The 14469-nt window shown below is 62.0% G+C and carries 13 protein-coding genes and 1 pseudogene; 6 read left to right on the top strand and 8 right to left on the bottom strand.

Translation table 11 applies throughout. The annotated features are described in order from the left end of the window. Positions 1–105: 105 nt before the first annotated feature. The 3 genes from typA (at position 106) to ppa (ending at position 3227) form a co-directional block, all read left to right on the top strand. On the top strand, positions 106–1926 hold the full coding sequence (gene typA, locus K1W69_RS15040; RefSeq protein WP_220229126.1) for a translational GTPase TypA: 1821 nt from the start codon (positions 106–108) through the stop codon (positions 1924–1926). Between the two features lie 177 nt (positions 1927–2103). Further along, positions 2104–2610, top strand: coding sequence for a GNAT family N-acetyltransferase (locus K1W69_RS15035; protein WP_220229125.1), 507 nt, complete (start codon positions 2104–2106; stop codon positions 2608–2610). An 89-nt stretch (positions 2611–2699) separates the two neighbouring features. Continuing rightward, positions 2700–3227, top strand: a complete 528-nt coding sequence (ppa, locus tag K1W69_RS15030) for an inorganic diphosphatase (RefSeq protein WP_220229124.1) — start codon at positions 2700–2702, stop codon at positions 3225–3227. Positions 3228–3242: 15 nt separating this feature from the next. Here the strand turns inward: ppa and K1W69_RS15025 are convergent, their stop codons facing one another. Together K1W69_RS15025 and K1W69_RS15020 are read right to left on the bottom strand one after the other, a co-directional pair. Continuing rightward, positions 3243–3557, bottom strand: coding sequence for a DUF167 family protein (locus tag K1W69_RS15025; protein WP_220229123.1), 315 nt, complete (start codon positions 3555–3557; stop codon positions 3243–3245). 4 nt (positions 3558–3561) lie between these two features. Continuing rightward, positions 3562–3855, bottom strand: a complete 294-nt coding sequence (locus K1W69_RS15020) for a YggT family protein (protein ID WP_220229122.1) — start codon at positions 3853–3855, stop codon at positions 3562–3564. A 140-nt stretch (positions 3856–3995) separates the two neighbouring features. Between K1W69_RS15020 and K1W69_RS15015 the strand changes: the two genes are divergently transcribed. Then, positions 3996–5237 (top strand): MFS transporter, encoded by a 1242-nt coding sequence (locus tag K1W69_RS15015; protein ID WP_220229121.1) that lies wholly within the window; start codon positions 3996–3998, stop codon positions 5235–5237. 340 nt (positions 5238–5577) lie between these two features. On the opposite strand, the gene K1W69_RS15010 is transcribed toward K1W69_RS15015, so the two are convergent. The 6 genes and pseudogenes from K1W69_RS15010 to hemC form a co-directional block, all read right to left on the bottom strand. Then, on the bottom strand, positions 5578–6306 hold the full coding sequence (locus tag K1W69_RS15010) for a glutamine amidotransferase (protein WP_220229120.1): 729 nt from the start codon (positions 6304–6306) through the stop codon (positions 5578–5580). Continuing rightward, positions 6296–6766, bottom strand: coding sequence for a tellurite resistance TerB family protein (locus tag K1W69_RS15005; RefSeq protein ID WP_220229119.1), 471 nt, complete (start codon positions 6764–6766; stop codon positions 6296–6298). Before K1W69_RS15005 ends, K1W69_RS15010 begins: the two co-directional genes overlap by 11 nt. Before the next feature lie 694 nt (positions 6767–7460). Further along, positions 7461–8843 (bottom strand): annotated as a pseudogene (locus K1W69_RS15000) (heme biosynthesis protein HemY); the annotation flags it as partial. Position 8844: 1 nt separating this feature from the next. Beyond that, positions 8845–10500: a COG4223 family protein gene (locus tag K1W69_RS14995; protein WP_220229117.1), complete on the bottom strand. Its 1656-nt coding sequence runs from the start codon at positions 10498–10500 to the stop codon at positions 8845–8847. Between the two features lie 120 nt (positions 10501–10620). Continuing rightward, positions 10621–11487: a uroporphyrinogen-III synthase gene (locus K1W69_RS14990; protein WP_258571051.1), complete on the bottom strand. Its 867-nt coding sequence runs from the start codon at positions 11485–11487 to the stop codon at positions 10621–10623. Further along, positions 11381–12310 (bottom strand): hydroxymethylbilane synthase, encoded by a 930-nt coding sequence (gene hemC, locus K1W69_RS14985; protein ID WP_220229115.1) that lies wholly within the window; start codon positions 12308–12310, stop codon positions 11381–11383. Before hemC ends, K1W69_RS14990 begins: the two co-directional genes overlap by 107 nt. Before the next feature lie 68 nt (positions 12311–12378). Between hemC and tsaD the strand changes: the two genes are divergently transcribed. Together tsaD and K1W69_RS14975 are read left to right on the top strand one after the other, a co-directional pair. Continuing rightward, entirely contained in the window at positions 12379–13473 is a 1095-nt protein-coding gene (tsaD, locus tag K1W69_RS14980; RefSeq protein ID WP_220229114.1) for a tRNA (adenosine(37)-N6)-threonylcarbamoyltransferase complex transferase subunit TsaD, read from the top strand. Then, complete coding sequence (locus K1W69_RS14975; protein ID WP_220229113.1) at positions 13470–14465, top strand: NAD(P)H-dependent glycerol-3-phosphate dehydrogenase; 996 nt, start codon at positions 13470–13472, stop codon at positions 14463–14465. Before tsaD ends, K1W69_RS14975 begins: the two co-directional genes overlap by 4 nt. Positions 14466–14469: the final 4 nt, after the last annotated feature.

Raw genomic sequence — 14469 nt, 5'->3', positions numbered from 1 at the left:
TCATGCCGCATCGCACAACGGGCTTCCAACCGGCATGAAAACCCTGTAAGAGCCGCAGCAAATTGGTTGTGGCGCCAGCGGGCGCACGAAATTCGAGACGTATCCATGAACCTCCGTAATATTGCGATCATCGCCCATGTCGACCATGGGAAGACGACGCTTGTCGATGAACTCCTCAAACAGTCGGGAGCGTTCCGCGACAATCAGCGCGTGGCAGAACGCGTCATGGATTCCAACGAACTGGAGAAGGAACGCGGCATCACGATCCTCGCCAAGGCGACTTCGGTCGTATGGAACGATGTCCGCATCAACATTGTCGACACGCCCGGCCACGCCGATTTCGGCGGCGAGGTGGAGCGGATACTCAGCATGGTGGACGGCGCGATCGTGCTCGTCGACGCGGCGGAAGGTCCAATGCCCCAGACCAAATTCGTGGTCGGCAAGGCGCTTAAGGTCGGCCTGAGGCCGATTGTGGCCGTCAACAAGATCGACCGTCCGGACGCCCGCGCCGACGAGGTGGTCAACGAGGTCTTCGACCTTTTCGCGGCCCTTGACGCCACAGATGAGCAGCTTGATTTCCCGATCCTCTATGGTTCCGGCCGCGACGGCTGGCTGGCCCCCGAACCGGACAAGCCGGCGGACGCGAGCCTTGCACCGCTGTTCGATCTCGTTGTCGAGCATGTGCCGGCGCCGAGCGTGGCGGAAGGTCCGTTCCAGATGATCGGCACAATCCTGGAAGCAAATCCTTTTCTCGGACGCATCATTACGGGTCGCATTTTTTCCGGAAGCGTGAAGCCAAATCAGCCGATCAAGGTGATGGACCGCAACGGAAAGACGCTGGAACAGGGACGCGTCTCCAAGATTCTCGCCTTTCGCGGTCTCGAACGGCAACCGGTCGAAGAAGGCCAGGCGGGCGATATCGTCGCTATCGCCGGTCTGACGAAAGGCACCGTCGCCGACACTTTCTGCGCGCCGGAAGTGACCGAGCCGATGGAAGCCCAACCCATCGACCCGCCAACGGTCACCATGTCCTTCATCGTCAACGATTCGCCGCTCGCCGGCACCGAGGGCGACAAGGTGACGAGCCGCGTCATCCGCGACCGGTTGCTGAAGGAAGCCGAGGGCAATGTCGCGCTGAAGATCGAGGAATCCGAAGACAAGGACGCCTTCCAGGTCTCCGGCCGCGGCGAATTGCAGCTTGCGGTCCTGATCGAGACAATGCGCCGCGAAGGCTTCGAACTCGCCGTCTCCCGGCCCCGCGTGGTGCTGAAGAAGGACGAGGCCGGAACGATGCTCGAACCGGTGGAGGAGGTCGTCATCGACGTCGACGAGGAGCATTCCGGGGTCGTCGTGCAGAAGATGTCGGAACGCAAGGCTGAAATGGTCGAATTGCGCCCTTCCGGCGGCGACCGCGTGCGCATGGTGTTTCACGCGCCTACGCGCGGCCTGATCGGTTACCAGTCGGAGCTGATGACCGACACGCGCGGCACCGCGATCATGAACCGTCTGTTCCACGATTATCAGCCTTTCAAGGGCGAGATTGCCGGCCGCGTCAACGGCGTGCTTTTGTCCAATGAAGCCGGCGAAGCGGTCGCCTATGCGCTGTTCAATCTCGAGGATCGTGGGCCAATGGTCATCGACGCCGGCGAGAAGGTTTACGCCGGCATGATCATCGGCATCCACACGCGCGAGAACGATCTCGAGGTCAACGTGCTCAAGGGCAAGAAGCTGACCAACATGCGCGCCGCCGGCAAGGACGAGGCCGTTCGACTGACGCCGCCGATCCGCATGACGCTGGAGCGCGCCCTGTCCTGGATCCAGGACGACGAACTGGTGGAAGTGACGCCGAAGTCGATCCGGCTCAGGAAGCTTTACCTTGATCCGCATGAACGCAAGCGTTTCGAGAAGACCAAGGCCACAGCCTAGAGCTGCGCTCTGCCCGTCCGGTTTCGAATTGTCCCGCATTGCCATAATGCCGCTTGCCTGAACGGTTAAGAATCCGTTAATCTGCAGGCACGGAGCGCGCCGCGATAGTTGTGGGTAGATCGCCTCCGGATTTCATTCTTGCTTCGCGTTCTGTTCCGGACGGGGTAGGATTCCACCATGACGACGCTGGCGATAGATGTACGACGCGCAGAGCCCGATGACGCCTTGGCGATCTCGGAAACCCATCGCGCGGCCTGGAATGAGGCCTATGCCGGCATCATTCCGTACAAGACGCTGAGAAACATGCTGGAACGGCGCAGCCAGGAGTGGTGGCAACGCGCCATACGAGGCTCGACCAGCATCCTCGTGCTGGAAGTGGGCGGCATGATCGCCGGATATGCGACGCTCGGCCTGAACCGCGCCCGCTCGCTGCCCCAGGAAGGCGAAATCTACGAACTGTATCTCAAGCCGGAATTTCAGGGCGTCGGCCTCGGTCGCAGGCTGTTCGGCGAAGCACGGCGTCTGCTGGCTTCGCTTGGCTGCCGGGGCATGGTCGTTTGGACGCTGGAAGAAAACAGCCGGGCGATCGGCTTTTACACCGGGCTTGGCGGCGTGGATATCGCGGAAGGGTCGGAGACCTTTGACCGGCGCCTCCTGAAGAAAGTGGCCTTCGTCTGGTCCTGATCCGATGTAGCGCGTTTTCCAAATGAATTGTTGCGCTGCAGCGCCTGGCGGTCTATTTCGCTCCCGCAACATAAAATACAGGAATAGACATGCGTATCGAAGCCATCATGATCGGCAGCAATCCACCGGATGACGTCAACGTCATCATCGAGGTTCCCGTCGGCGGGCAGCCCATCAAGTATGAAATGGACAAGGAAGCGGGCACGCTTGTCGTCGACCGGTTTCTCTATACGCCCATGGCCTATCCCGGCAATTACGGCTTCGTGCCGCACACGCTGTCGGACGACGGCGATCCGATCGATGTCCTCGTCTGCAACACCCGGCCGCTGGTTCCGGGCTGCGTCATCAATGTGCGCCCGATCGGCGTTCTGATCATGGAAGACAACGCCGGTCAGGACGAGAAGATCCTCGCTGTGCCGAGCGACCATCTGACGAAACGATACGAGAACGTCAAACATTTCTCCGATCTTCCGGAAATCACCCTGCTCCAGATCGCGCACTTCTTCGAGCACTACAAGGATCTGGAGCCCGGCAAGTGGGTCAAGATCGGCGACTGGCAGGACGCCAACGTCGCCAAGAGCCTGATCAGGGAAGCGATCGACCGCGCCAACGCCTGACCGGCTTTTCCGCCTTCAGGCAAGAAGGCGTTTGATCGCCTCCTGCGCTTCGCCCTCGCTGCATTCCAGAACAAGCGTCTTGAGCCGCGACGTCGCGCCTGACTGCAGGCGTATGCGGCTTTTGGCGACGCCGCTTTTCTTTGACAGAAGCGCGATCAGGGCCTTGTTTGCCTTGCCGTCTTCGGGAATAGCGCGAACGCGGGCCTTCAGCCAGACAACGCCGTCTGCGCCATCGTCAGCCCCGTCGAGCGCGTCGCGAGAGGATTTCGGCGTCAGCCGGACGGTAATCTCAAGCCCATCCGGAACGAACCGGAACCAGCCGGACCGCACGCTGTCACCCGGCGACGATGGGATAGATGGAACTCCACAGGAACAGGCGAATGAAATAGATGATGAGCAGCAGGACGATCGGGGAAATATCGACGCCGCCGAGATCTGGCAGGAAGCGCCTGATCGGTCGCAACGCCGGCTCAGTCACCTTGTACAGAAACTCCCCGATCATGGCCACGAAGCGGTTGTTCGTATTCACCACGTTGAATGCGTAAAGCCAGGAGAATATCGCGCTGCCGATCACAAACCAGATGTAGATATTCAGAGCCAGATCTATTGTCTGGAACAGTGCATACATCGCAGTCTCCCTTCTTGGTGCAGACCGACATGTAACCATTGACGCCATGAGCGGCAAGTCCGGTGCGACAACAAAAGGCGCTGTGCAAATCAATCCGAGGCGTTATAAGATTTTCATGTTTCAAACTCTCGCGAGCGCCCATGCCGCAGGATAACGAGGCGCGGGCGGATCGCTTCGCCGCCTTCAGGCACAAATCATACACATATTACTGGCTGGCGCGGCTGCTTTCGGCCGTGTCCATGCAGGTGATCGCCGTGGCCGTCGGCTGGCAGATCTACGATTTGACGCGCAATCCGCTTGATCTGGGATTGATCGGCCTCACCCAGTTCATACCCGCCCTGTTGCTGCTTCTTGTGACGGGGGCGGCGGCCGACCGCTACAGCCGTCGCATAATCATGGCCATATGCGAGATCGCCGGCTTCGTCCTTGGCGCCTTGATGTTCCTGCTGACGCTTGGCGGCCTGACGTCGCCGCTGCCTGTCTTCGCCATTCTCGTCGGACTGGGCGTCACCCGCGCCTTCTTTGCTCCAGCCTCGACGTCGCTTGCGCCCAATCTGGTGCCGAAGGAGGATCTCGCCAACGCGATTGCCTGGAACTCGACGTCCTGGCAGACCGCGACGATCGCCGGACCCGTCGTCGGCGGCCTGCTTTACGGATTGGGCGCGACTGTGCCCTACCTCGTGGCCACGATCCTGTTCGCGCTGGCGACGGCCTTCATTTTCTTCATTCCGAAACCGCCACAGGCGCGTGCGACCCAAATGCAGGACTGGGAAACGCTCTCGGCCGGCTTTCGCTATATCTGGCGGGAACGGGTGGTGCTCGGGGCGATTTCCCTCGACATGTTCGCGGTCCTGCTCGGCGGCGCAGTGGCGCTGATGCCGGTCTTCGCGCGCGACATTCTCGAACTCGGTCCATGGGGTCTGGGACTTTTGCGTTCGGCGCCGGGCGTCGGAGCGATCGCCATGGCGGTGTTCCTCGCGACTTACCCGATCAATCGCCACGCCGGCCTCGCCATGTTTGTCGCAGTCGCCCTGTTCGGGCTGTCGATGGTGGTTTTCGGCCTGTCGACGACCGCCTGGCTTTCGATCGGTTCCCTGGCGTTCATGGGCGCGGCGGACATGATATCGGTCTATGTGCGCCAGACACTGATCCAGCTCTGGACGCCGGACGAGCTGCGCGGCCGCGTCAGCGCCGTCAATATGGTCTTCCTCGGCGCCTCCAACGAACTCGGCGAGTTCCGCGCGGGCGGCATGGCCGCCCTGATCGGCGCTGTTCCCGCCGTGGTGATTGGCGGCGTCGCCTCGATGGGCGTATCCGCGCTCTGGGCCGCCTGGTTCCCGCAACTGCGCAGGATCCAGCACCTCAATCGCGTTGACAGATAAAATAACATAATTAAAACATATGGTTAATGGATTTTTACGACTGCATTCCCGACCCGATGCAACTTTATCGCAATCTGGCTTTGTTTCGGGAAATTGCGCTTTTCAGTTTTTCAGACACAGGAAACGCGGCAAAGGACAAATTTGGCTTTGTTTCGGGAATCGGTATTTTCGGGTCTTCGTGACAATCTGGCTTTGTTTCGGGAATTCGCCTTTCGAGGTATCCGGGGCGCGGAAATCCCCCGCCATCGAATGAGGTTCTATACCACAAAACGCGCTGAAAAGCAGCCGGAAAGTTCCTGCTATGTTCTACAGACCGGGGAAGCTGCAACAGGGCCTCCGGTCAGGCCGGGATTTTCGTCCCGAAAACGATTTCCAGGAAATGCCCCAGCCATTGCCGCAGATGCGTGTCGTAGAGAAGCCGGCCATTGAGATGTTCGCGACCTTGCTGGGCGTTTGGCAGCGCAAAGCGGCTTTCGGCGCGCACCACCCAGCGATGCATCATCGCCTGGGTGAGTTCCGAATGAAACTGGACGCCCCAGGCGTTGCGGCCGTAGCGCAGGGCCTGGTTTGGATAATCACGCGCCGTCGCCAGCAGCTCCGCGCCATGCGGCATGCTGAATCCCTCGCGATGAAACTGATAGACCATCTGCGGCCAGTCCATCAGATCCTTGCCGGCTTCAGTGGCTTCCAGCGGATACCAGCCGATCTCCGTCAGACCGTCCTCGTGGCTTGCAACCTTGCCACCGAGATGGCGCACAAGCATCTGGGCACCGAGACAAATGCCGAGATAGGGTTTGTCCTCTTTCAGCGGTACGGCGTGCCAGTCGATCTCGCGGCGAATAAACTCGTCCTCGTCATTGGCGCTCATCGGCCCGCCAAAGGTCACAGCGCCGGTGTAGCCGTCCAGCGTATCAGGCAGGGCGTCGCCGAGAGCGGGTCGCCTTATTTCCAGCGGAAATCCGGCCTTGTGCAGCAATTGCCCCACACGACCCGGGCTGGAGTGCGCCTGGTGCAGTATGACAAGGATGGGCTGAAGGTCCTGGCGGGTGTCCGGCGCGTCAGCCATCATCTTCCGTATCGGTTTTGTTTTCGGCCTGCTGTCGCATGATCACGCGGTCCCTGTCGGACACGCCCAACAGTTCCGCAACGCGCCCGACGACGCTTTCCTCAAGTTCGTGTTTGACGCCGTCCGCATAGACCAGTTCCCAAAGGAGTTCGATGAACTGAACCCGCTGTTCGGCGTCAAGTGAACGTTTCAGCACGCTTGTGAAGGCGTAGAAATCGATCGATTCGCCCTCGGCCTTTTCACCCACATCGAGAAGTTCCGCCAGTTGCCGTTCATCCAGCGAATAGGACGTCTGCACCAACTGCGCGATCTTGTCGCGTTCGCTCGACTCGATCACGCCATCTGCGTCGATCACGTGAAAAAAGAGCGCCGTCGCAGCCACGCGAGGGTCGTCGCGGGTAAATTCCGGCTTTTCTTCATCGCCAGCCAGACCCTGCAGAAATTTTCCCAATTTATCGAACATCATCCTGCCTTAGATCGGTGTCCAGATCGTGTGCGCGCCCGCCAGCGGACGCATTCCCGACCTGTTGAAGGGAAAGCCGCCCGCCCGGTTCAGACTATTGCAAAATATGAAGTTAAAACAAGCGAAACCGTGACTTCGGCTCCTCGTCTTCCTGCGTCTCGTCAATGCCGGGATCATCCGGGGGCTTGGACAGGAAGGCCGATTCCCGTTCCTTGTCGGTTCGCTTTCCGACGGCGTCCGTGACGATATGCGTGCTGCCGCCGTCGACCGCCTGCATCACTGCAGCTTCGCCGTCGAGCGCCTTCTGCTCGCGCCTGGCTGGTTTCGCCCCGGCTTTTGCTTCGACTTTTTGTTCGCCTGCGGTTTGTTCCGGTTTGACCGGTTCGGGTTCCGGCGCAGGCGCAGTTTCGGTTTTTACCTCGGCGCCCGCCTCGGGCGCGGGTTTTTCCGCCGCCGGCGGCGTTGGCTCCGGCTCCTTCGGCTTTTCCGCCACGGGCTCGGGGCTTACAGGCTCCGGAGCAGTCGAAACCGGCTCAGGCTCCGGCGGCGCTTCCGGAGCCTTTTCCGGTTCGACGCTCGCCGCTTTTTCGGGCTCAACGATAACCGGCTCCGACGCAACCGTCTCTTCCTTGACGGGCGCTTCGACCTCGACATGCTCGATCACAGGTTCGGCTTCGGCGACGACCACGGTTTCCTTCGGCTCGACGACGGCGACGGGCGGCAGGCTTTCGATCGCCCGTTCCGCTTCACCGCGGATCGTCTCGGCGTGTTCGATCGGACCAGCAAGCTGCTCGACCGGCACTTTCCACTCGAAAGCATCCAACCTGCCGGTCACCGGCGAAACCGCCGCCCATTCTTCGGCGACGTAACCGTCGGCCGTCCAGGCCTCGTCTCGCGGCGCGCGCACCGCCTGCGCCAGCCAGTGACGGACGCGACCCTGATCGCCCGTGTCGGCTTCCTCTATATCGGCGAGCAGCAGATAGGTGCTTTCGCGGGCCTTGACCCGGATCGCCGCCTCCGCCATGTCGCGGGCGAGTTTCAGCTCACGGGCGTCGAGCGCGGCCTTCGCCACGGCATAGAGCGATTCGGCGTTGTTGCGCTTGATGCTTTCAAGCTTCTGCGCCCGCTTGAGCCTGTCATGCGTCGAATCGCCCGGACGGGCCAGCACATAGGTGTCGGCGATCTCCGGATGCGGCGATTTCTTCCACAATTTCTCCAGGATCGAGGATCCCTTGCGCAGGCTGTCTTCCCGGTACAGCGCCCGGGCGGCGACGATCGCCGCCGGAACGAGTTCCGGCGCAAGCCGGTTGGCCTCCAGCCCGTCGGTGCGGGCGCCCGAGACATCTCCGCCTTCAAGCCTGTCAAAGGCGCGCGCCGTCAACAGCACCGCCTTCTTGCGGTCGGCCTGCGCCTTGTCGATGACCCGGCCAAGCCGCTGCTTCTCGAGCAACCTGATTGCATCGTCCCAATTGCCTTCGGCCGAACGGTATGCGAGCGTCGCTTCCGCCGCCCAAGGCAGTTGCGGCGCCGACTCGGCGGCTTTTTCCGCATAGTGCCTGGCGGCCTCGTCGGCGCCGGCCTTGCGGGCTTCTATATAGAGTCCGCGCAGGCCCAGCTCTCTTGTTTCCGGATCCTCGGCCATCGCCTCAAACTTGGCGCGCGCATCCTCGCTTCTGCCTTCGATCAGGGCGGCCTGAGCGTCGAGGAGATGAATCAGCGGCTCCTGGTCTGCGCTGAGCAGGCCCTGGGTCCGTTTCGTCATCTTGCGTGCGGTAATTCCGTCGCCCGCGCCGGCGGCAATCAGCCCGGTCGACAGCGCCTGATATCCTCTGTCCCGCTTGCGGGCCCGGAAATAGCGGCTGACTGTCTGGGGCGATACGAGAATGGCGTGGACCAGCCACCAGATGAGCAGTATGGCGCCGATGAGGACCGCGACCGCCGTCGCCGCCGCCATCAGCGACATTTCGATCTGGCGGTCCTGCCAGGTGATGACCAGATCTCCGGGTCGATCAGCAAGCCATGCAAAGCCCAGTCCAAGAAGCAGGACGACGAGTACGTAGAAGAGCAGACGGATCATCTCAGTTCGTGCCTTCCGTGCTTGCGGCGTCCGTATCGGTCGCCGTGGATGGAGCGGCGGCGTCCGCGGCTGCGGCCCCGGTATCGCTGGTTGTAGACGCCGCAGGCGACGAAGACGCAGCCGGCGCGACAGGCATCGCGCCAGACAGCATCGTCGCAACGAGCTGGTTGGCCTCGATGCGCGCCTTAAGCTCCCGCGCGAAGGCGGCGGACGCGTCCTTCGAACCTTGCGGCAACGTGTTCCATTCGTTCTCGGCGCCCTTGAGGTCGCCATTCTTCAGACGATTCTCGATACGCGCGACGATAGCCTCCGGCGTTTCGCCGGCGACTTCGCCGACGGGACGCACGGTGACGACAGAGGAGGCGCTGTCTAGCAGACGGTTCCAGACGTTCTGATCTTTCGGAGCGCCATCGGCCGCGTCGATGATGCGCTTTGCATCGGAAGAAAACTCAGACAGGAGCTGCGCCCGTGTCGGAACGCCGCTGGCTGCAAGCGGCCGCAACTGGTCAACCGACGGACTTGTGCCCTCGACGCTTGCAAAGGCTTCAAGCTCAGCCATGAACGGACCGCCCCGGTCGATCGCCGACTTGAGATTGGCGGCCGTCAGGGCGCGAGCGACCTTGATGTCCTCGCGGGGTCCGGAAAGCGTCTTCTCGACAGCGGCCAGTCGCGTGTCGAGCGCCTTGGACGCCTGGCTCTGTGATGCTTCCAGCGCGCTTATCTTGCTGGCAAGGGCCGACGCCTGGCTTTGCACCTGCTGAAGCGTTGTTTGCAACTGCGCCTGCGCGCTGGCAAGGGCGCTGATCTGTGTCTTCAAGGCGGCGTCGGCGTCGCCAGTCCCCAGACCCTTGATGCGCGAGGACAGATCGGCGATTTGTTTCTGCAGCGCCTGGAGTTGGTCGCTATTGTCGGTCGAGGGGGCGGCGGTGGTTTGCTGCAGCGAAGCGATCCGGTCTTCCATCGACTTGGCAAGCCCGGAGATCTGTGAATTCGCCTGATCCTCGAAATCGGAAATCGCCTTGCGCATATCCTCCAGATCCGATCCTGCGGAAGCGGTCGGAGAACCGCCGCCCGAAAGAACGCCCGACCAGATCAGCGCGCCGCCGAGAACAAGAACCACAAGCCCGCCGACGAGACCGGCGAGGAGCGCGCCTGAACCGCCGGATTTTGCTTTTCCGGCCGGCGCCGCCGCGCTTGACGGAGGCGCGCCGGATGAGGCGGTGGAGGACTTGGCCGATGAAGCGGACGACGCCGAGGCGCCGATTTTTGGGCCCGTCGGGGCAGAGCGCGGCGTTGCGTCCTGCGTCGGTCCCGCCGAACTTGACGCGCCCGCCTTGCTCCCGGACGCCGCCGCAGCCGGTTGGGCGTCGCCTTTCGCGTCACTTGCAGGTTTTGATTCCGGCTTGTCGGCGGCAGCTTTCGTCGCGCTGGCTTCCGGTTTTGCAGCTTCCGACTTCGCAGTTTCCGCTGTCGATGGCGAGGCGGCGGATGATTTCGGACTGGTCGAGGTGGATTGAGCATCTGTGCCGGTCGTCGCCGAAGAGGCGGCTTTCGAGGAGGAGCTGGTCTCCCCGGACTTCACCGATTCCGGTTCGAGGTCGATCGTGACCGGCTTCTTCGTCGATTTCGAATGCCTGGGTTTGCTGCTCTGTGCCATTTGGGATTCTTTCCTGGAAGATGACGCCTGGACACCGCGAAGGGAGAATCCGGCGCGCCGTAAACCTGTATCAGAAGCTAAGACGGCGCAATGACGCGGGAAAGCCGTTTTGGACGGAAATCAGATTTTATCCTGCGCAATGCGATCCAGAAGCTGAAACAGAGACGGTTCGTCCGGCTGCTCCGCGACAGCGGATTGCGCGATGAATGCTTCGGGAATTGCGGCGAGAATGGAAGACCCCATACAAATATAGTTTATGTTATTCAATGCCTTATCAAATTTCGCACCAGCCGCGACATCAAAAAAGCAGGAGGCGGCCACGGTGGAGTAGAACAAAACCGCGTCGACAGGATCGTCTACAAATACGTTTTGTAAATAGTCAGTTGAATGACTTATTATCTCTATTTCGTAGATTTCAATGGTCCGAAACGGAACGGACGCCGCCGCAAGATCTGCCTCGAACGTATTTTTTCGGGTCGAGCCCGCCAGATAGACAAGCGGCTTCGACTGCGTGACAGGCAGGCGCCCGCTGCGGTAGTCCGCAACGATGGTGGACGCCAGGGCGGCGGCGTCGGCGGATCCGCGGCGGACAGCGCTGAACCCGGCCTGCATGGCGACCTTTCCGGTCGCGGTTCCAACGGCGTAGAACGTCGTCTGCAACCTGCCAGGCGCAATGCCAACTTCCCGCCAGTGACGGATCGCGGCGCCGCTGGTCGCTGCAAAGGCGCCCGCTTCTTGTGCATCAAGGCGAAGAAGACCGTCCCGACGTCCAACGGTCCTGGTCAGCGGCAACATGACCGGCTCATGGCCAAGCGAACGCAGCCGGTCAGCGGTCCTGGCGGCGCCCGGTTCCGGACGCGTTATCAGAACCCGCAAAACCTCATCCCCATTCGGCGAAGAAGCCGGATCCGGCCTCTTTGCGTATCCGCTCTCCGGCGTCCCGTCCCAGAGCTTGCGCGTCCTCGGCCGAACCTTCGACAGAAGCATCGTGACGCGACTGCCCGTCGGGTGACAGAACCATGCCGCGGAAGATCAGGGCTTGCCCGTCGACGCGCGCAAGCCCGGCGATCGGGGTCCGGCAGGAACCGTCCAGAGCAGCAAGAAAGGCGCGTTCGCACAGGAGTTCGACCTGCGTCTCGCGGTGATTGATCGCAGCGAGAAGCGCCAGCGTCGCCGCGTCGCCGCTCCGGCTTTCAATGCAGATCGCGCCCTGACCAAGCGCGGGCAGAAAATCGTCGCTCTCCATGACGTCGGTGGCGACATGCTCCATGCCGAGCCGTTTCAGCCCTGCGCAGGCAAGCAGCGTGCCGTCGACCTGACCTTCTTCCAGCTTGCGCAATCGCGTCTGAACATTGCCGCGAAACGGAATGACATTGACGTCCGGCCGCAAATGCCGAACGAGCGCCTGCCGGCGCAATGAGGACGAGCCGATTGTCGAGCCGCGCGGAAGATCGCGGATTGCCCCCGCCGAACGGCCTATGAAGGCGTCGCGCACGTCTTCGCGCGGCAGAAAGGCCGTCAGTTCCAGGCCGTCCGGAAGCACGGTCGGCATGTCCTTGGAGGAATGCACGGCGATATCGATGGACCCGTCGGAAAGCCGCGCCTCGATCTCCTCGGTGAACAATCCCTTTCCGCCGATTTCGGAGAGCGGACGGTCAGTTACCCGGTCTCCCCGGGTCGATATGACCTCGATGGCGAATGCGTCTTCCGGAAGTCCGTGGGCCGCCATCAGGCGATCTCTGGTCTCATGGGCCTGGGCAAGGGCGAGCGGGCTGCCTCTGGTGCCGATGCGCAAAGGTTTTGTTTGCATATATGATTTTCCACAATTACCAGAAGCACTGGTAACGCCGAATTCCGACAACTGCAAATATCGCGACCATGCCGGCCAAGACACTGATTCTGGGAATCGAGACGAGCTGCGACGAAACGGCGGCTGCAGTAGTGCGTCGCGATTCCGAAGGCGGCGCGATACTTTCCAATGTTGTATTCAGCCAACTTGAGGAACACGCGGCCTATGGCGGCGTAGTTCCGGAAATCGCGGCCCGCGCCCATGTCGAGGTTCTCGACGGTCTGATTCGCCAGGCGCTTGACGACGCCGGCCTGGAATTGCGCGACCTCGACGCGATTGCGGCGACCTCCGGACCTGGTCTGATCGGCGGCCTCATTGTCGGATTGATGACCGCCAAGGCAATCGCCGCGACGAGTAGCAAACCCCTCTACGCCATCAATCACCTGGAGGGCCATGCTCTTACGGCGCGGCTGACGAACGGTCTCGACTTTCCGTATCTGCTGCTGCTCGTCTCCGGTGGACACACGCAGATGGTTTTCGTTCGCGGCGTCGGAGACTACCAGCGCTGGGGAACAACCATCGACGATGCGCTGGGCGAAGCGTTCGACAAGACGGCAAAACTTCTGGGGCTTGCCTATCCAGGCGGTCCGGCGGTGGAAAAAGCCGCCAGCGCAGGCGACGGGCGCCGCTTTGACCTGCCTACGCCGTTGCGCGGAGAAAGCCGGCTGGACTTCTCCTTCTCCGGACTGAAGACCGCCGTCAGACAAACCGCGGAGCGTAATGCGCCGCTGGACGAAACAGATATCAACGATATCTGCGCCTCTTTCCAGACAGCGATTGTCGAAACGCTCACCGAAAGGGTTGGGCGGGCGCTCGATCGCTTTCATCGGGAAATCGGGGCAATGGGCGAGACGCCGCAGCTTGTCGTCGCTGGCGGAGTGGCGGCGAACGCCGCCATTCGCGCCGCGCTTGAAACTCTCTGCGGCAAACACGGTTTCGGTTTCGTCGCGCCGCCGCTGCATCTGTGCACCGACAACGCGGTCATGATCGCCTGGGCCGCCGCCGAGCGGATGGCGGCTGGCCTGGAGGCGGACTCGCTCGAGACGGCGCCGCGTCCGCGCTGGCCGCTCGACACGTTGTCAGCAACCGTCATCGGTCACGGCAAGAGGGGCGCCAAGGCATGACAGCAACGCTCGCTATTATCGGGGCCGGAGCCTTCGGAACCGCGCTCGCCTGCGTTGTCGCGCGGCGCGGAGCGGACGTGACGCTGCTCGGTCGCGACGCGCAGAAAATGGCCGCGATCGCTGAAACGCGCCGCCATCCATCGCTGCCGGACGACGCGGAAATTCCGCAAAACGTGGAGCCTACGGCGGATCCGGCGCGCCTTGCCGGCGCCCGGTTGATTCTCCTTGCTGTCCCGTCGCAGTCGCTGCGCGCCGCATTGCGAACATACACGCCACAGGTCGCTTCGAACGCCGATCTTGTCGTCTGCGCCAAGGGGCTGGAGGCAGGCACCGGTCTGTTGCTGAGCGACGTGACGAAAGAAGAGACCACGGGACATGCGATCGCCGTTCTTTCCGGCCCTGCCTTCGCGCGGGACATTGTCCACAGGTTGCCCACAGCACTGACGCTCGCCTGCGATGACGCACAAAGAGCTGAATCCATTGCACAATCCCTGTCAGGCGAGATGTTTCGACTGTATTCTTCCACAGACCTTGCAGGCGTACAGATCGGCGGCGCGCTCAAGAACGTTCTCGCGATCGCCTGCGGGATTGTGGAAGGGCGCGGCCTCGGGGATTCGGCGCGGGCGGCGCTGATCGCCAGGGGGCTGGCGGAACTCGGGCGTTTCGCCGCCGCCCATGGCGGAAAACCGGAAACCGTCGCGGGTCTGTCCGGACTCGGCGATCTCGTGCTGACGGCCACCAGCCATCAGTCGCGCAACATGCGGTTCGGGCTGGCGCTTGGTCGCGGCGAGGATCCAGCCATGCTGCTGGCCCCGGGAAAACCGCTTGCCGAAGGCGCCTATACGGCCGACATTGCCGCGGGCATAGCAGCGCGCAAAACTATCGTCATGCCGATCACAGCGGCGGTGGCGGCCATTCTGCGCTCCGAACTCGATGTCGGCAGGGCGATCGAAGCGCTGATGACGCGACCCCTGACTTCAGAAACAGAATAGCGAA

It is taken from the genome of Flavimaribacter sediminis (genome assembly GCF_019492055.1).
In the GTDB taxonomy this organism is placed as follows: Bacteria; Pseudomonadota; Alphaproteobacteria; order Rhizobiales; family Rhizobiaceae; genus Flavimaribacter; species Flavimaribacter sediminis.
Note: the sequence above shows the minus strand (reverse complement) of the source record. Positions and strands in the feature narration are given on the sequence as shown.